The organism is Pararhizobium polonicum (assembly GCF_001687365.1).
Taxonomy (GTDB): Bacteria; Pseudomonadota; Alphaproteobacteria; order Rhizobiales; family Rhizobiaceae; genus Pararhizobium; species Pararhizobium polonicum.
The window spans coordinates 79,407-96,520 of record NZ_LGLV01000016.1; the positions used below are offsets into that span (position 1 = coordinate 79,407).

The following is a 17,114-nucleotide window of genomic DNA, read 5'->3' on the forward strand; positions in this document are numbered from 1 at the left end:
TGCCAGACAACAGGTTTCACCGTGACGTTCGTTTTCAAAACCGGCTTTGCCCTTTTTGCCGCCGCCAGCCTGTTCGCCTTTGCCTCCGCCGCCCAGGCGCAGGACGGCCTTGGCCGCCTGCCCGCCGATGCGGTTCTGGTCACGCCACAAGGTGAAATCCTCGACTACATCCCCGAATCCGGCGACGTGCAGATGATGCGCGACCGCCGTGGCCGCACCGTGCTGGTCGATGCCTGGGGCAATGTCGTGGCAACGGTGATGGGAACCGGCCGCCAGCGCGACAACATGCGCCGCCGCGAAGTGAACCCCGACGTCTATGTGAATCAGGACTACCGCTATTCCGATCCCTCGTTCACCGAGCGCCGCTATACCCGGCCCGGCGACGTCACCGGCTCGATCCAGGATTTCCGCCAGGATTTTCGCAATGCCGCGCCGCCGGACGTCGAGCGGCAGGAATTGCCGGCCAGCCTGCCGACGCTGCAGGATGAGAACGACATGGCGGCGCTGCCGCCGGAAGATTCCGCACCACAGCGCCAGACCCTGCCGGCGGCAGCCCAGATCACCAGGAAATCGAGCGCCGAAATCACCGCGCTGCAGGTATTCCTCGACCGCGAGGGATTCTCTCCGGGCGTGATCGATGGCAAGACCGGCTCGAACGTCACCAAGGCGATCGAAGCCTGGCAGCAGGCGACTGGCGAGACGCTGAATCCGAACAACACCGACGACATTCTCGAACGCCTGCGTTTCTCGGGCGGGCTGCCGATCACCACCTACACGATCACTGCCGCCGATGCCGCTGGCCCCTATGTCGCCTCCATCCCGGAAGATTACGCCCACAAGGCAGTCCTGCCGCACCTCTCCTTCACCTCGACGGCGGAGATGCTCGGCGAGAAGTTCCACATGGACGAAACCTATCTGCGCGAGCTCAACCCCGGCGTTGATTTCACCGTTCCGGGCACCATCATCAAGGTGGTCAACCCCGGTGAAATGAAGAAGGGCAAGGTGACGCGCATCGTTGCCGACAAGTATCGCAAGCAGGTCTTTGCCTATGACGCATCCGGGACGCTGATTGCGGCCTACCCGGCAACGATTGGCTCGTCCGACACGCCGTCGCCCTCCGGCACGGTGCAGGTCGACCGGATCGCCTTTGACCCCGGCTACACCTACAATCCGAAGATCAACTTCAAGCAGGGTGAAAACGACAAGATCCTGACGCTACAGCCGGGCCCCAATGGCCCGGTCGGCACGGTCTGGATCGCGCTGTCCAAGCCGACCTACGGCATCCACGGGACGCCCGAGCCCTCGAAGATCGGAAAGACCCAGAGCCACGGCTGCGTGCGCCTGACCAACTGGGATGCGACGGAACTGGCCAAGATGGTCAGTGTCGGCACGACCGTCGAATTCGTCGACTGAAACAGCAAAAAGCAGAGGGTTCTCCCCCAATTGGAGGAGTGATGAACGCTGAAAGCCTGTAAAATGAAAATGCCGGACCTGTGGTCACATCGCAGCCGGCGTTTTCAGGACGAAACCATTTCCCCGGGCGCGTCTGCAGTTCGGAAACGTGAATATTCGGCTACTCTTTTGCGAAGATGGAAATCAGGGTCGTGGCGTTGAGCTTGGAAGCGCGCCACGGCCTTTCCGTTTGTGCGGACGCGCACATCGCCGGCCTTCATGACCTCATCAGATATTGTCATGAAAAAACATTGCCGTGATGCTCTATCTGTCGGACAACGTGAAGACCAATTCCGACAGACGAGGAAAGCCGTAATGGCCGCCGAACGCACCCTTCCCAACCTCTGGCATGCAACGGCACCCACGGCCCCCGACACCCGGCCTCTCTCCACCGATATCAGCGTCGACGTGGCCGTCATCGGCGGCGGCTTCACCGGCCTCTCGGCGGCACTGCATCTTGCCGAAAAGGGCGCGACTGTGGCTGTCGCCGAAGCCAGGATGATCGGCTTTGGCGGCTCCGGCCGCAATGTCGGCCTCGTCAATGCCGGCATGTGGACCAAGCCCGAGGACCTGGTTGCGACGCTCGGCGCCGAGGCTGGCAAGCGGTTGCTGGGCGAACTCGGCGATGGTCCCTCGCTGGTCTACCAGCTTGTCGAGAAACACAGCATTGCTTGCGAGGCCGTCCGCAACGGCACGCTGCATCTCGCCGTCGGCCCCGAGGGCCTCAAGGACATTCAGGACCGCGAACGGCAATGGAAGGCGCTTGGAGCTCCGGTTGAAGTGATCGATGCCGAGCGAGCCCAATCGCTGACCGGCACCCCGGGCTTTGCAGGCGCCCTGCTCGACCGGCGGGCCGGCACGATCCAACCGCTTGCCTATGCTCGCGGCCTTGCCCGCGCAGCCCTTGCCGCCGGAGCCCGGATCCATACAGAAACCCCGCTGCGCGCCGCCGAACGCAAAGGCGACCTGTGGGTGCTGACGGCCGGCGGCGGCACGATCAAGGCCAAATCCGTGATCGTCGCGACCAATGCCTATGGCGACATGCTCAGCCGGACGCCCTGGACGGCCTATACCCAGGAACTGACGATCCTGCCCTACTTCCAGTTCGCCACCAACCCGCTCTCCGACAACATTGCTCGGACTATCCTGCCCGAACGGCAGGGCTGCTGGGACACGGGCCTGGTGATGACCTCCTTCCGCATGGACCAGCAGAACCGGCTGATCTTCGGCAGCGTCGGCCGTCTCGATGCACTGGCTGAAGGCACACATCGGGCCTTTGCAGAGCGCTCGCTGCGCAAGCTTTTCCCCGCGATCGGCGATTTCCGCTTCGAATACTGGTGGGATGGCCGCATCGGCATGACGACCAACAACCTGCCGCAGATGCACGTGATGGCCCCGAATGTGTTTTCAGTCAGCGGCTACAATGGCCGCGGCATCGCGCCGGGCACCGTCTTCGGCCGCGCTCTGGCCAACCATGTCACGGGCGAGCCCAACGCCCTGCCGCTTGTCGAAACACCGCTGACGCCGGATCCATGGCGCACCCTCAAATCGGCATTCTATCACGCCGGCGCCCAGGCCAAGCACTTCATAGACCGCAGGTTTTAAACACTTCTCCAAACGCGGAAACGCCGCACGAAAACGCGCGGCGCTGAAATATCTGATACCCTGGTCTCAGGCGGCGCGGCGCATGCTGCGCGTGAGCCTCAGCGGCACCAGCCTGCGCACTTCATCGCCGAAAGCACGGGCATTCTCGCACGCCTTATCGAGATTGCTGACCCGGTTCGGGTCCATCGTCTGCAAGGTGCCGCCACAGTCGAAGATATCGCGGAAGGCCGCACGCTCGATGATCGGCGTATCCAGCACCGGAACGGAGCGCTCGGCAAGCAGCTGCTTGACCATCTGCAGCGCACGCGTCGTCACCAGCGAGTTGACGCGCGTCAGCACGACGGAGTGGTTGATGCGGATGCCTGCCTTGTCTTCAAGATAGCCGAGCAGTTCGAGAACCTGGGCGCCGCCCTTGGCATCCATCGCACAGCCCTGGATCGGGATCATCACATGATCGGACAGGCCAATGGCCGTCGCCATCAGCGTGTTGCGCGCGCCCGCGAGATCGATGATGAAATAGTCTGTCTTCGCTCTGTTTTCGCTGATGTGCCCCTGGATCGATGCCATCGTCACATAGGAGATCACCTCGACATTCGCGACCTTGCCGGAGATATCGTGCCAGTGGGAAATCCAGTGCTGCGGGTCGGCATCGAGAATGGTGACGCGTGCGCCGTTACGGGCAAGCTCCGTCGCCAGAATCAAGGCGGCGGTCGTCTTGCCCGCGCCGCCCTTGGTGTTTGCGAATGTAATGACTGGCATGTCTGTCCCTGTCCAAAAAAGAAGTCCGAGCCCCGGCATGGCTCCCGCAAGACGCAAAATCCTACGCGCTTCGGTTAATCAAATCTTTCAGATCGTGGTTAACAAAGACTGAAGACACCCCTCGCGAAAATGAACCGGTCGGCATGTGGAAAAGATCACAGACATAAAAAAGCCCGGAAAACCAAAGCGTTCCGGGCTCCTAAACATCGGTTCGGCCGAACCGAAAGTGTTAAATGCTGTCGCGGAACAGCTGCTTGGCAGCCTCGAGCGTCAACTCGACCGGATTGCCGCCCGCCGTCGGGTCGACGATCGCCATCGCCGCCATTTCATCAATGCGGTCCGTACCGACGCCAAGCGCCGACAGCTTGTCCGGCACGCCCAGCTCTTCCCGCAGTTTCAGCACATAATCGTAGAACCCGTCGAAACCGCCTGATATCCCGAGATAGGCCGCCGCCAGACCGATCTTGCCTTCGATCGCCGGACGATTGAAGCGCAGCACCGGCGGCATGACGACGGCATTGGTCATGCCGTGATGGGTGTTGTAGATCGCGCCGACCGGATGCGACAGCGAATGGATGGCGCCGAGCCCCTTCTGGAACGCAACCGCACCCATTGCGGCGGCCGACATCATATGCGCGCGCGCTTCGATATCCGTGCCGTCCTTATAGGCGCGCGGCAGATAGTCCTTGACGAGACGCAGGCCTTCCAGCGCGATGCCGGCCGACATCGGATGGTAGAACGGTGAGGAATAGGCTTCCAGGCAATGCGCGAAGGCATCCATGCCGGTCCCGGCGGTAATGATCTTCGGCATGCCGACGGTCAGTTCCGGGTCGCAGATGGTGACTGCAGGCAGGAACTTCGGGTGAAAGATCACCTTCTTGGTATGCGTTTCCGAGTTGGTGATCACCGAGGCGCGGCCGACTTCCGAGCCGGTGCCGGCCGTCGTCGGCACGGCGATGATCGGTGCGATGCCTTCGACACTTGCACGGGTCCACCAGTCGCCGACATCCTCGAAATCCCAGACCGGACGGGTCTGGCCGGCCATGAAGGCGACGGCCTTGCCGAGATCCAGACCGGAGCCGCCGCCAAAGGCGATGACCCCGTCATGGCCACCCGCCTTGAACGCCTTGACGCCGGCATCGAGGTTGACGTCGGTCGGGTTGCTGTCGACATCGGCAAACAGCGCGCGGCCGAGACCGGCGGCATCAAGGATATCGAGCGCGTTCTGGGTGATCGGCATCGGCGCGAGGCCACGGTCGGTGATCAGCAGCGGGCTCCTGATGCCGAGCGCCTTGCAATGGTCGGCAAGTTCCTTGATGCGGCCGGCACCGAACTTGATGGATGTCGGATAGCTCCAGTTGGCAGTGATGGTCATGATCAGGCTTTCTTCAGGTGGTAGGATTTCGGGCGGGTCAGGTTCTGGAAGCCGATGACCGAGAGCGAGCCGCCACGGCCGGTTTCCTTGACGCCGGTCCAGCAGAGCGCCGGATCGAGATAATCGGCGCGGTTCATGAACACGGTGCCGGTCTCAAGGTCCTGCCCGATCCGGGCGGCGCGTTCGGCATCCTTGGTCCACAGCGAGGTGGTCAGGCCGTATTTGCAATCGTTCATCAAGGCCAATGCTTCCGCGTCGTTCTTGACCTTCATGATGCCGACGACCGGGCCGAAGCTTTCTTCCGTCATGACCTTCATGGAGTGATCGACATCAACGAGGACCTGCGGAGCAAGATAGGCGCCGCCGTCATCGGCCGGAAACAGCTTCGGATCGACCAGCGCCCTCGCCCCCTTGGCAACGGCCTCAGCGGTCTGCGCGCGCACTTCGGCGGCAAAACGCTTGTGCGCCATCGGGCCGAGCGAGGTTTCCTGCTCCAGCGGATTGCCGAGCTTGTAGGCGGAGGCGAAAGCGACGGCCTTCTCGACGAAATCGTCGTAGAGATTCTCGTTGACATAGATACGCTCGATGCCGCAGCAGCACTGCCCGGAATTGAACATCGCGCCATCCATCAGCGTGTCGACGGCGGCATCGAGATCGGCGTCTTCCATGACATAGCCCGGATCCTTGCCTCCGAGTTCAAGGCCAAGCCCGGTGAAGGTGCCGGCAGCAGCCCGCTCGATCGACCGGCCGCCTTCGACGGAGCCGGTGAAATTGACGAAATCGAAGCTCTTGGCCGCGATCAGCGCCGAGGTCGTGCCATGATCGAGGAAGATGTTCTGGAACACGTCTTCCGGCACGCCGGCCTCGACGAAGGCGCGCACCATGCGCTCGCCGACGAGGATCGTCTGGCTGGCATGCTTGAGGATGACGGCATTGCCCGCCATCAGCGCCGGCGCGACCGTATTGATCGCCGTCATATAGGGGTAGTTCCAGGGCGCGATGACGAAGACGACGCCATGGGCAACACGCTCGATACGGCGTTCGAAACTGGCGCTGTCTTCGACGATGATCGGCGCCAGCGCATCGGCGGCAATCGCCGCCACATAGTTGGAGCGTTCGTTGAAACCGCGGAACTCACCGCCGTAACGGATGGGGCGCCCCATCTGCCAGGCCAGCTCCGGCACGACCTCATCGACCATCTCGTTGAGGCGCGCGACACCCGCCATCACCAGCTTGACGCGGTCTTCGATGGCAAGCTTCGCCCAGCCCTTCTGCGCCGCACGGGCACGGGCGACGGCGGCGGAAGCCGTGGCTGCATCAACTGCGGGACGCTCCGCGTAAACTTCCCCGTTCACCGGAGAAATGCATTGGATCATGGTCATTCCGTTTTACTCCAAAGGCCTAGCAGGCAAGTGTCTTGACGTGACCGGCGGCGCCATAGGCAAGGATCGCACGGTCACGGGTTATGATGGTCAGATCGTGTTCCCGGGCGGTCGCAATGATGATGCGATCCATTGGGGCCCGGTGCAACGGCTCGGGAAGGCAGGCTGCGGCAATCAATACGGCAGGTGTAGCAGCAAGGACCACGACATTGCTGGCCGTTACGAAATCTTCGAACCAAACCAGTGCATCTTTCGTAGCCGGCAGCCTCCCGCGTGATATCAACATACCAATTTCCCACGCAGACATGGCCGACACAGCGAGAACGCCGCCTCCAACCGAAAGGACTTCAAAGGCATCCATAGATGACTGCGACATCAGTTTCCTGTTGGCCGTCCAGATGACCGCGCAGGTATCGAGTAGAAAGCCTTCACTCATTATACAGTTTGTCGCTCCACTCGACATCAATCGGCGCAGTCAAATCCAAATCGTCCGGTATGGTCATCGTGCCCGCCATGCAGCCGAAAATCGGGTGAAGCTCAACCAGTCGGCCATCGGCCTTCTCCATCCAGCGCTTGCCGTCCTTGTAGATGACGTCATCCTCAGTAAACATTTTCATCGGCGGCTCAGCCGCCAACGAAACATCTTCTGGCACATATGCCTCCTGTTTTCCTTCCGCAAAACCGTGTGTTTCACCACGGCGTCGTGAAGCCACCTCTTCAAGTTCGACCCCCAGAAAAGCAGCAACCTTATCCTGTTCTTCCGCGCTCATCTTTCGTTCGCCTTTCAGCATGCGGGAGACGGCGCTCGCATCAACATCCAGAAAGCGCGCAAGCCCCCGTACCGACTGGTTGCGCAGGTCAAGCTGATGATGAAACCATTTCGTGTCGATGCCAGACATTCAAACCGCCCTCCTTGGGTCGGCATCAGTATCTCATGCGAAGACAACACCGTCAAATTAATCGCAACATGTTGTGATTATCTCACGCCCGCTCAAATCCCCTTGCCACCTCCCAATCCGTGATGCGGCGATCGTATTCCTCCTGCTCCCATTCGGCAGCACGGGTATAATGCTCGATCACATCCTCCCCGAAAGCGTCGATGAGCATCTTCGACCCTCTCAATGCCGCGGTAGCATCGCGTAGCGTGCGCGGGATCTCGCGGATGTTCTTGCCGCCATAGGCGTCGCCGACGAACGGGGCTTCCAGTTCCAGCTTGCCCTCGATACCGGCAATACCGGCAGCGATCAGCGCTGCCATTGCGAGATAGGGATTGAGATCGGAGCCACCGACGCGGCATTCGATGCGGATCGCCTTGCTGCCCTCGCCGCACAGGCGGTAGCCGGCGGTGCGGTTGTCCTTGCTCCAGATCGCCTTGGTCGGCGCGAAGGTGCCGGCCACGAAGCGTTTGTAGGAATTGATATAGGGCGCGAGGAAATAGGTGATCTCGCCGGCATGGGCCAAAAGGCCGGCCACGTAATGCCGCATCAGCTCCGACATGCCGTATTCAGCGTCCTTGTCGAAGAATTTCGGGGTCTTGCCGTCAACGCTCCAGAGCGACTGATGGATATGCGACGACGAACCGGCCGCGTCGTAGTTCCACTTGGCGAGGAACGTGATTGCCTTGCCGCGCGACCAGGCGATTTCCTTGCAGCCGTTCTTGATGATCGCGTGCCGGTCGGCCATGGTCAGCGCGTCGGCATAGCGCACGTTGACCTCTTCCTGTCCGGCAGAGGCCTCGCCCTTGGTGTTTTCCACCGGGATGCCAGCCCCCTGCAGGCCGTTGCGGATTGCCCGCATCACGTCTTCTTCCTTGGTGGTCTGGAAGATGTGGTAATCCTCGTTATAGCCGCTGACGAGCTTCAGGTCGCGGTATCCGCTTTCGCGCGCATCATCGTAGCTCTGGTCGAACAGGAAGAATTCGAGCTCGGTCGCCATGAAGGCCTTCAGCCCCATCGCCTCCAGCCGGGCGACCTGCTTTTTCAGGATGGCGCGCGGCGAGTGCGGCACTTCCTTGTGGGTATGATGGTCGAGCATGTCGCAGAGAACCAGCGCCGTGCCCTCGAGCCAGGGAATGCGGCGAAGCGTCGAAAGGTCGGGCTTCATCGTATAGTCGCCGTAGCCGGCTTCCCAGCTGGTCGATTTGTATCCGGAGACCGTGTCCATCTCCATGTCGGTGGCCAGCAGATAGTTGCAGCTATGGGTCTCCTCCCAGGCGCTGTCGACGAAAAACTGCGCGTGAAAACGCTTGCCCATCAGGCGGCCCTGCATATCGACCTGGCAGGCCAGGACCGTATCGATGCGGCCTTCGGCGACATCTTTTCTCAGATCTTCGAGTGTGTAGTTCATGCTGGTCCGCCTCGGATTTTTTAATCTTCAATCTTCATGGAAAAGGATCCGGCCCCGTGCGCGGCCGGATCCGTTGATGATCAGACGGCCGCCGCGACGGCAGCTGCCTTTTCCTTGTGCTCCATCGCGAACTCTTCTTCCGGAGACAGGATGAGACGATGGCGGCCGACAAGCCCGAAATAGGCGATGGCGACGGCAAACCACAGAGCAACCCAGACCACACCCTTGGTAAAGTTCGGGTCCTGAATCTGGTAGAGCAACGTCACCACCGCGATGATGATGGTCAACACGGCTCCGGGCACGCCAAGCGGCGAGCGGAACGGCCGCTCGATGTCCGGCAGGTTCCGGCGCAACAGAATGAAGGAAATCGCCTGCATGATGTAGGAGAACATCGCACCGAAGACGGCCATGTTGAGCAGCACGCTGCCGATGATGCTGCCGCCCTGTTCGGCGCCGAGCGCAAACCAGATTGTCAGCATGACCGCAAGACCAACCGCCGCACCGGCCAGCATCGCAACATAGGGTGTTCTGAATTTCGGATGCGTGATCGAAAGAATGGTCGGGAAATAGCCGGCGCGCGACAGCGAATACACCTGCCGGCCCTGCGCATAAAGGATGGTGTGGAAGCTGGCGATCAGCCCGGTCAGTGCGACCAGTCCGAGAAGAACGACACCGCCATCGCCATAGATCGACTTGAACCCATCGAGAAGCGGCTCAAGCGCGGAGCTGAGGTGGAAGGCACCGACGCCCGGCAGGGCAGGATTGAGCAGCACGATCATGAAAGCCGATACCATCAGCGTGACCATGCCGAGAATGATGCCTTTCGGCATATCGCGCTTCGGATCCACCGATTCTTCAGCCGCAAGCGGCAATTGCTCGATGGCAAGAAACAGCCAGACGGCGAAAGGCAGGGTAGCAAGAATGCCGGAGAAGCCGAAGGGGAACCAGGAACCGTTTCCTTCCGGAAGTTCGACAGCCGCACCGTCCGGACCGACGCCGATATTCAGCGCCCACCGCGAAAAGTCGATATTGGGGATGGCGCTGATCCAGAAGAAGACGAGAACGCCGAGCGAAATCAGCGTGATCACCAATGTCACCTTGAACGACAGTTCCAGGCCGAACACGTTCAGCGCGAGGAAGACGCAGTAAAAGGCGATCCATATGAGCGGCGAATAGGCCGGATCGAGACCGAGGATCGAATTGACATAGGCGGTAATGAAGGTGACCACGACCGCCGGCGTGAGCACATATTCCACATTTTCGCAAAGGCCGGTGATGAAGCCGCCCCACGGGCCCATTGCCGTGCGGGCAAACGAATAGGCCGCCCCGGTATGCGGCAGCGCCGGGCTCATCTCGGCAATCGAGAAGGTCAGCCCCAGATACATGATGGCGATGATGATTCCCGCCACCAGCATGCCACCCCAGCCGCCGGTCGAGAAACCAAAATTCCATCCCGAGAAATGCCCCGAGATGACGGCGCCGACGCCGAGCGCCCATAGCGACCAGACCCCGGCATAACGCGAAAGACCGCGCTTTTCGAAATAGCCGGCGTCAGCTTTTTTATAGCTGACGCCCGAAGATGAGTTGTCCATAGCCCTTCTCTCCTGTTCAAAGATTGAATCCGGACTTCGCTCCCGAGGGAAATCCCATCGAAAGGCAAAGCTCGCCCATACCGTTGCGGCCAGACCGATCTTGTGCCGGTTCTTGCGCAACACTCCGCGGACATGCCGCTCCCCAGGTCTTTTTATTGCGACAGTGCGACCAGGCTTTCGCCCAACAGGCCTGTCAGATAATCGGCCATGACCTTTTGACCGATTTCATTCGAAACGAGATCGTTGCGGATCTCGATCATGACGTTGAGCAGGCCATTCTTCAGGCCATGCTCGATCAGAGTATGCGTGACGCCGTCGGACGGTCCATAGGGCTCGTTCCTGCGGACGGCAAAACGGGGCGACGTCCCCGCCGTAGCCAGCATCGCATCCGCCAGCCGGCTGTCCTCGTCGTGCAGGATGCCGACTTCGACGTCGCGCGTCTTGCCGTGATAGACCGGCGTGAATGTGTGCATCGTGACAAGCACCGGAAGACGGCCGCCTGCCTTGCGCGCGGCAATGAAGCCGGAAAGGCTGTCGCGGAAGGGCACATAGAGCGCCGCCGTCCGGGCCAGGCGTTCGGCCGCGGGAATGGCCGCATTGCCGGGTATTTCGAAAATTTCGCTGACGGGCGGCATTGCCGCTTCCGCTTCCGGTGGGCGATTGCAGTCATAGATCAATCGGGAAAAGCGCTGGTAAATCAAAGCCGCATCGAGGCTTTTGACAAGCAGCTGCGACACGGCAAGCGCACCGGGATCCCATGCGATATGGCTTTCAAGCGCATCGGCGGACAGACCGAGCGAACCCATTTTTTCAGGCAGGCGGCGCGACGCATGCTCGCAGATCAGCAGCACCGGGCTCAGCGCATCCGGGTTTTCCACTGCTACGGGCGAACCATCCGCCTCTGTCAAAAGTCCAGTCAACTCCGGTCCCCTTCCGGTTTTCTGCCTGGCACCCCACCGGATCGCAAAAGGCCGGTGAAGCCTCTGAAACCGGACGTGGCAGCAAGACACGGACGACAAGCGCATACCGTTGAGGCAATCGTCATCGTTCGATACTGAAAAGAATTCTTCACGTTTTGACCCGTGTCAACCGGAATCTGAAACGATCTCTTCAAAAAACTGATTGACTCGAATTGTGACAGCGATGTTTACTCTGTCACAAAGCTGGCAAAGACCGGCCCAGGGGACCAAATTTGACAAACACCGCAGACGCCATGACGGTGTCGGATGTGATCAATGCCCACTTTGCCGTGCTCACGCGTGCGGAAAAGCAGTTGGCCGCGACGCTTCTCGACAATTACCCGGTTTCCGGACTCGGCAGCATCACGACTGTCGCCGAGAACGCCGGCGTATCGACTCCGACGGTCGCCCGCATGGTGCAGAAGATCGGCTTTCGCGGCTTTCCCGATTTTCAGCAGCGCCTGCACCAGGAACTCGAAGCGACGATCTCTAACCCGATCAGCAAGCACGACCGCTGGGCGGCGAACGCGCCGGGCACGCATATCCTCAACCGCTTCGCCGATGCGATGATGAACAACATGCGCGCCACCCTCGCCCAGCTGGAGACGGCGGAATTCGATGGCGCGGCGGCGATGATCGCCGACCGCAAGCGCAACGTCTATCTCGTCGGCGGCCGCATCACCCGGGCATTGGCCGATTACTTCTTCACCCATCTCCAGGTCATCCGCTCCGGCGTCACCCAGATCGCCTCCAATTCCAGCTCCTGGCCGCATTACGTGCTCGACATGAAGAAGGGCGACGTCCTGATCATGTTCGATATCCGCCGCTACGAGCAGGAGATGGAGACGCTGGCGAAGATCGCCCGCGAACGCGGCGTCGAAATCATCCTGTTCACCGACCAGTGGAGTTCCCCCGTCGCCAAATCGGCGCGGCGCGTGTTCCGCATCCAGATCGAGGCGCCTTCGGCCTGGGACAGTTCGGTCGTCATCCTGTTTGCCGTCGAAGCGCTGATCGAAGCCGTGCAGAGCTCCATCTGGAACGAGACGCATGACCGCATGAAAATGCTCGAAGGCCTGTTCGATTCAACGAGGCTTTTTCGAAAGCCGCTTTAGGAGGAGCAAGAGGTACGGAACGCGGCGCCGGCATCGCCCGGCGCGGGGTGTCGCGAACCGCAATTCGAGAGCAGCAACAGGACCGCCTGCACCCGGGCGGATGTAAATTTTGAAAATAAAATGAAGGTGTTCCGCCAGCGAACGTCAGGTCGTAAAGAGGACAACACCTGTCACATAAGCTTCATCGGACCCCAGTATCAGCTTCATCGAAGTTGCCTGATTAAACCAAAAGGAGAAGACCAGTGATTTCACATATGCGCCGCCTGCTTTCGCTTTCGACCGCCATGGTCATGGCATCGACCGCCATCGCCGCCGCCGAGCCGAGCGCCGAACTGATTGCCGCTGCCAAGGCCGAAGGCACCCTGACGACGATCGCCCTGCCCCACGACTGGTGCGGCTACGGCGGCGTCATCGAAGGCTTCAAGGCCAAGTATGGTCTGACCATCAACGAACTGAACCCCGATGCCGGTTCGGGCGACGAAATCGAAGCCATCAAGGCCAACAAGGACAACAAGGGCGACCAGGCTCCTGACGTCATCGACGTCGGCCTCTCCTTCGGCCCGTCCGCCAAGGCCGATGGCCTGATCCAGCCCTACAAGGTCTCCACCTGGGATTCGATCCCCGACACGGCCAAGGATGCCGAAGGCTACTGGTACGGCGACTATTACGGCGTCATGGCCTTCGAAGTGAACAAGGACCTGGTCAAGGAAAGCCCGAAGGATTGGGCCGATCTGCTGAAGCCGGAATTCGCCAACATGGTTGCTCTTGCCGGTGATCCGCGCACGGCAAACCAGGCCATCTCCGGCGTTTTCGCAGCCGGCCTTTCGGGCGCTGGTGGCGATGTTGCCAAATCCGGCGAAGCTGGCCTTGCCTTCTTCAAGGAACTGAACGCCAAGGGCAATTTCGTACCGGTCATCGGCAAGTCCGCTCCGCTCGCCCAGGGCACGACCCCGATCATCCTGCGCTGGGATTACAACGCCCTGTCCGACCGCGACACGCTGGCCGGCAACCCGCCGGTCGACGTTGTCATCCCGGAAACGGGCGTTGTCGCCGGCGTCTACGTTCAGGCGATCTCGGCCTATGCGCCGCACCCGAACGCCGCCAAGCTCTGGATGGAATACCTGTATTCCGACGAAGGTCAGCTCGGCTGGCTGAAGGGCTATTGCCACCCGATCCGCTTCAACGATCTCGCCAAGAACGGCAAGATCCCGCAGGACCTGCTCGACAAGCTGCCGCCGGCCGCTGCCTATGAAAAGGCCGTGTTCCCGACGCTCGAACAGCAGGAAGCCTACAAGGAAGTCATCACCAAGGGCTGGGATACCGTCGTTGGCGCCAACGTACAGTAAGACTGTCGCAATAAGGCCTTCCCGCGACCGCGCGGGAAGGCTATTTTTCAATTTTGATATAACGGTTTCCGGATGAGCGCTAAACAGGCCATTGATTTGAAGAAGACGGCCATCGATTGGCTCGGCATCACGCCGTTCCTGATTTTCGCAGTCATGTTCTTGATCGCTCCGACGCTTTATCTCGTGACCGGCGCATTCGTGAATCCGGCGGGCGAATTCACCTTCGACAACGTCGCCGGCCTGTTCACCGACAAGATCCTTGCGTCCTACTGGATTTCCATCAAAATCAGCCTCGCATCCTCGATCGGCGGCGCGTTCATCGGCTTTTTCCTGGCCTGGGCCGTGGTGCTCGGCGGACTGCCCTCCTGGATCCGCTCGTCGCTTCTGACCTTTTCCGGCGTCGCCTCCAATTTCGCCGGCGTGCCCCTTGCCTTCGCGTTCCTTGCCACCCTTGGCCGCACCGGTCTGGTGACGATGCTGCTGCGCGACTGGTTCGGCATCAACCTCTATGCCTCCGGCTTCAATCTGCTCAGCTTCGTCGGCCTGACGCTCACCTATATGTACTTCCAGATTCCGCTGATGGTGCTGATCATCACGCCGGCGCTGGATGGCCTGAAGAAGGAATGGCGTGAAGCGGCCGAGATTCTCGGCGCCACCAATACGCAATACTGGACCAAGGTCGCGCTGCCGCTGCTGTTTCCCAGCATCCTGGGCACCACGCTGCTTCTGTTTGCCAACGCTTTCGGCGCCATCGCGACCGCCTATTCGCTGACCGGCTCGACCTTCAACATCGTGCCGATCCAGCTTTACGCGCAGATCCGCGGCGACGTTCTGCACAATCCGAACCTCGGCTACGCACTGGCGCTCGGCATGATCGTCATCACCGGCATTTCCAACCTCATCTACATCTGGCTCCGCATGCGCGCCGAACGGTGGCAGAAATGAAGACACAGAAAATCGGCGCCTGGATCGCAGTCCTTTTCGGCGCCTCCTATTTCATCGTGCCGCTGATCGCGACATTCGAATTCTCGCTGCGCATGCGCCGCGGCGAATATTCCTTCGATGCCTATCGCTCGGTGTTCTCGGACATCCAGTTTCGCGATTCCTTCAGCTACTCGATCATGATGGCCATCCTGACCATCGTTTTCGGTGTCCTGCTCGTCGTGCCGACAGCCTACTGGGTGCGCCTGCGCCTGCCGCAGATGCGGCCGGTGGTCGAGTTCATCACGCTGATGCCGCTGGTCATCCCGGCCATCGTCATTGTCTTCGGATACCTGCGGCTCTACAATTCATCGTCGTACATCCCGTTCACCGGCTCCACCCGGGGAACCGATGTCCTTCTGATGTTCTCGTTCATGACACTGTCGCTGCCCTATATGTATCGATCCGTGGATACCGCCATGCGCACCATAGACGTCGGCACCTTGACAGAAGCGGCCCAGAGCCTCGGCGCCTCCTGGCCGACCATCATGTTCAAATGCATTTTCCCCAATGTCATGAGCGGCGTGTTGTCCGGCGCGTTCATCACTTTTGCCATCGTCATCGGCGAGTTCACCATGCCGTCGCTGCTCAACCGCCCGGCCTTCGGTCCCTATCTGCAGCTGATCGGCGCCAACCGCGCCTATGAGCCGCCGGCGCTCGCGATCATCGCGTTTGCCATCACCTGGGGATGCATGGCGCTTCTGCAGCTCGTCTCCCGTTTCAGCAAATCGGCTCCTTCCAAGCCCTGAGGTATTGAACGTCCATGTCCTTTCTCGAACTCGCCGGCATTCAGAAGAGCTTTGGCCCCGTCCAGGTGGTCAAGGATTTCAACATGACCATTGAAAAGGGCGAATTCGTCTCCTTTCTCGGGCCATCGGGCTGCGGCAAGACGACAATTCTGCGAATGATCGCGGGCTTCGAAACGCCGTCGGCAGGAACGGTCGTCATCAACGGCCGCAACCAGAACCAGCTGAAGCCGAACCAGCGCAATATCGGCATGGTCTTCCAGGCCTATGCCCTCTTTCCCAACATGACGGTGCACGACAACGTCGCCTTCGGCCTGAAGATCGCCGGCATGGAGAAATCGGCGGTCGACGCGCGCGTCAAGGAAATGCTCGGCCTCATCCATCTCGACCACCTCGCCGACCGCTACCCCTACCAGATGTCCGGCGGCCAGCAGCAGCGCGTGGCGCTGGCGCGCGCCCTTGCGCCGAAGCCGCAGGTCCTCCTGCTCGACGAGCCGCTTTCGGCCCTCGACGCCAAGATCCGCGTTTCGCTGCGCGAAGAAATCCGGATGATCCAGCAGCAGCTCGGCATCACCACCGTCTTCGTCACCCACGATCAGGAAGAAGCCCTGTCGATCTCCGACCGCATCGTCGTCATGAACGGCGGCCGCGCCGATCAGATCGGCACGCCGTTCGACATCTACAACAAGCCGGCGACCCGCTTCGTCGCCTCCTTCGTCGGCACGCTGAACCTGATCGAGGCCAAGGTCGTCGATCCCGCGACCAACAGGATCAGCATCGGCGATCAGGGCATCACACTGCGCGAACCGCTTGGCGCGGTCAAAGCCGGCGAAACGGTCTCGCTCGCCCTGCGTCCCGAAGCTGGCTCGATCGCCGAAGGGGCCAAGGGCGACACCGCGCTGACCGGCGAAGTCGCCTCCAGCAACTTCCTCGGCTCGGTCATCCGCACACGCATGAAGGTCGGCGATGCCGTCATCTCCTTCGACATGTTCAACGCACCGGGCCTCAGCCCGCCGGCGGTCGGCGAAGTCACGACGCTGCGCTTCACCGCAAGCGATCTTCTGATCATCCGCGAATAGCCAAGGGCATTCCGGAAAAATATGTTTCAGGCGGCGGATTGATTGGAAAAATCTGTCGCCTTTTTCCTTGCACACGTCGCTTCGAACGTTTGACGCCTTGCGTCCAATCTCTATAGTCGGTCCTGCACGTTCTCAGGGCGGGGTGAAACTCCCCACCGGCGGTAACGGGAAGCAATTCCCGGAGCCCGCGAGCGCTTCTTACTCCTATGTCCGCATAAGGGTATGAAGGTCAGCAGATCCGGTTGAATTCCGGAGCCGACGGTTAAAGTCCGGATGAAAGAGAGCAAGCAGACCGGGAGACCGCCCTTCAAGGGGTCGCCATGCCTGCGTGTTCGCCCAAGGGGATCATTGAAAAATGGCAACCTTGAAAGGCCAGACTG

Annotated in this window: 15 protein-coding genes and 1 riboswitch; of the genes, 7 read left to right on the plus strand and 8 right to left on the minus strand. The window is 60.7% G+C overall.

The genetic code is table 11. From position 1 onward, the window contains the following. The first annotated feature begins 21 nt into the window (after positions 1 to 21). Together ADU59_RS23415 and ADU59_RS23420 are read left to right on the plus strand one after the other, a co-directional pair. Positions 22 to 1,413: a L,D-transpeptidase family protein gene (locus ADU59_RS23415; RefSeq protein WP_068957102.1), complete on the plus strand. Its 1,392-nt coding sequence runs from the start codon at positions 22 to 24 to the stop codon at positions 1,411 to 1,413. Positions 1,414 to 1,767: 354 nt separating this feature from the next. Next, positions 1,768 to 3,057, plus strand: coding sequence for an NAD(P)/FAD-dependent oxidoreductase (locus ADU59_RS23420; protein ID WP_068957104.1), 1,290 nt, complete (start codon positions 1,768 to 1,770; stop codon positions 3,055 to 3,057). 66 nt (positions 3,058 to 3,123) lie between these two features. Here the strand turns inward: ADU59_RS23420 and ADU59_RS23425 are convergent, their stop codons facing one another. From ADU59_RS23425 to ADU59_RS23460, 8 genes are all read right to left on the minus strand, one after another. Then, complete coding sequence (locus ADU59_RS23425; RefSeq protein WP_068957106.1) at positions 3,124 to 3,816, minus strand: ParA family protein; 693 nt, start codon at positions 3,814 to 3,816, stop codon at positions 3,124 to 3,126. Between the two features lie 229 nt (positions 3,817 to 4,045). Next, on the minus strand, positions 4,046 to 5,191 hold the full coding sequence (locus ADU59_RS23430; protein ID WP_068957108.1) for an iron-containing alcohol dehydrogenase: 1,146 nt from the start codon (positions 5,189 to 5,191) through the stop codon (positions 4,046 to 4,048). Positions 5,192 to 5,193: 2 nt separating this feature from the next. Then, the gene (locus tag ADU59_RS23435) at positions 5,194 to 6,573 is read right to left on the minus strand and encodes an aldehyde dehydrogenase family protein (protein ID WP_068957110.1); all 1,380 of its coding nucleotides are present in this window, start codon (positions 6,571 to 6,573) and stop codon (positions 5,194 to 5,196) included. Positions 6,574 to 6,592: 19 nt separating this feature from the next. Further along, positions 6,593 to 7,009, minus strand: a complete 417-nt coding sequence (locus tag ADU59_RS23440; protein WP_068957112.1) for a type II toxin-antitoxin system VapC family toxin — start codon at positions 7,007 to 7,009, stop codon at positions 6,593 to 6,595. Beyond that, on the minus strand, positions 7,002 to 7,472 hold the full coding sequence (locus tag ADU59_RS23445; protein ID WP_068957114.1) for a helix-turn-helix domain-containing protein: 471 nt from the start codon (positions 7,470 to 7,472) through the stop codon (positions 7,002 to 7,004). The genes ADU59_RS23440 and ADU59_RS23445 overlap by 8 nt, the downstream gene beginning before the upstream one ends. 82 nt (positions 7,473 to 7,554) lie before the next feature. Further along, positions 7,555 to 8,919: a glutamine synthetase family protein gene (locus ADU59_RS23450; RefSeq protein ID WP_068957116.1), complete on the minus strand. Its 1,365-nt coding sequence runs from the start codon at positions 8,917 to 8,919 to the stop codon at positions 7,555 to 7,557. 80 nt (positions 8,920 to 8,999) lie between these two features. After that, positions 9,000 to 10,511, minus strand: coding sequence for an amino acid permease (locus tag ADU59_RS23455; protein WP_068957119.1), 1,512 nt, complete (start codon positions 10,509 to 10,511; stop codon positions 9,000 to 9,002). A gap of 152 nt (positions 10,512 to 10,663) precedes the next feature. Next, a complete protein-coding gene (locus ADU59_RS23460; RefSeq protein ID WP_068957121.1) occupies positions 10,664 to 11,431 on the minus strand; it encodes an N-formylglutamate amidohydrolase in 768 nt (255 codons plus the stop codon). A gap of 293 nt (positions 11,432 to 11,724) precedes the next feature. On the opposite strand from ADU59_RS23460, the gene ADU59_RS23465 reads away from it, so the two are divergent. The 5 genes from ADU59_RS23465 to ADU59_RS23485 all read left to right on the plus strand — a co-directional run bounded on the left by ADU59_RS23465 (position 11,725) and on the right by ADU59_RS23485 (position 16,734). Further along, positions 11,725 to 12,582 carry a MurR/RpiR family transcriptional regulator gene (locus ADU59_RS23465; protein WP_068957123.1) on the plus strand — a complete coding sequence of 286 codons (858 nt, stop codon included), beginning with the start codon at positions 11,725 to 11,727 and terminating at the stop codon, positions 12,580 to 12,582. A gap of 242 nt (positions 12,583 to 12,824) precedes the next feature. After that, positions 12,825 to 13,928 carry an ABC transporter substrate-binding protein gene (locus ADU59_RS23470; RefSeq protein ID WP_068957125.1) on the plus strand — a complete coding sequence of 368 codons (1,104 nt, stop codon included), beginning with the start codon at positions 12,825 to 12,827 and terminating at the stop codon, positions 13,926 to 13,928. Between the two features lie 72 nt (positions 13,929 to 14,000). Beyond that, positions 14,001 to 14,873, plus strand: coding sequence for an ABC transporter permease (locus ADU59_RS23475; protein ID WP_068957127.1), 873 nt, complete (start codon positions 14,001 to 14,003; stop codon positions 14,871 to 14,873). Then, positions 14,870 to 15,658 carry an ABC transporter permease gene (locus ADU59_RS23480; RefSeq protein WP_068957129.1) on the plus strand — a complete coding sequence of 263 codons (789 nt, stop codon included), beginning with the start codon at positions 14,870 to 14,872 and terminating at the stop codon, positions 15,656 to 15,658. The genes ADU59_RS23475 and ADU59_RS23480 overlap by 4 nt, the downstream gene beginning before the upstream one ends. Positions 15,659 to 15,672: 14 nt before the next feature. Beyond that, positions 15,673 to 16,734: an ABC transporter ATP-binding protein gene (locus tag ADU59_RS23485; protein WP_068957130.1), complete on the plus strand. Its 1,062-nt coding sequence runs from the start codon at positions 15,673 to 15,675 to the stop codon at positions 16,732 to 16,734. Positions 16,735 to 16,858: 124 nt separating this feature from the next. Then, a riboswitch (FMN riboswitch) is annotated at positions 16,859 to 17,023 on the plus strand. Positions 17,024 to 17,114: the final 91 nt, after the last annotated feature.

Coding starts and splice junctions, on each gene's coding strand:
- ADU59_RS23420 (WP_068957104.1), top strand. CDS start 1,768: ATGGCCGCCGAACGCACCCTTCCCAACCTCTGGCATGCAACGGCACCC.
- ADU59_RS23425 (WP_068957106.1), bottom strand. CDS start 3,816: ATGCCAGTCATTACATTCGCAAACACCAAGGGCGGCGCGGGCAAGACG.
- ADU59_RS23430 (WP_068957108.1), bottom strand. CDS start 5,191: ATGACCATCACTGCCAACTGGAGCTATCCGACATCCATCAAGTTCGGT.
- ADU59_RS23435 (WP_068957110.1), bottom strand. CDS start 6,573: ATGACCATGATCCAATGCATTTCTCCGGTGAACGGGGAAGTTTACGCG.
- ADU59_RS23440 (WP_068957112.1), bottom strand. CDS start 7,009: ATGAGTGAAGGCTTTCTACTCGATACCTGCGCGGTCATCTGGACGGCC.
- ADU59_RS23445 (WP_068957114.1), bottom strand. CDS start 7,472: ATGTCTGGCATCGACACGAAATGGTTTCATCATCAGCTTGACCTGCGC.
- ADU59_RS23450 (WP_068957116.1), bottom strand. CDS start 8,919: ATGAACTACACACTCGAAGATCTGAGAAAAGATGTCGCCGAAGGCCGC.
- ADU59_RS23455 (WP_068957119.1), bottom strand. CDS start 10,511: ATGGACAACTCATCTTCGGGCGTCAGCTATAAAAAAGCTGACGCCGGC.
- ADU59_RS23465 (WP_068957123.1), top strand. CDS start 11,725: ATGACGGTGTCGGATGTGATCAATGCCCACTTTGCCGTGCTCACGCGT.
- ADU59_RS23475 (WP_068957127.1), top strand. CDS start 14,001: ATGAGCGCTAAACAGGCCATTGATTTGAAGAAGACGGCCATCGATTGG.
- ADU59_RS23480 (WP_068957129.1), top strand. CDS start 14,870: ATGAAGACACAGAAAATCGGCGCCTGGATCGCAGTCCTTTTCGGCGCC.
- ADU59_RS23485 (WP_068957130.1), top strand. CDS start 15,673: ATGTCCTTTCTCGAACTCGCCGGCATTCAGAAGAGCTTTGGCCCCGTC.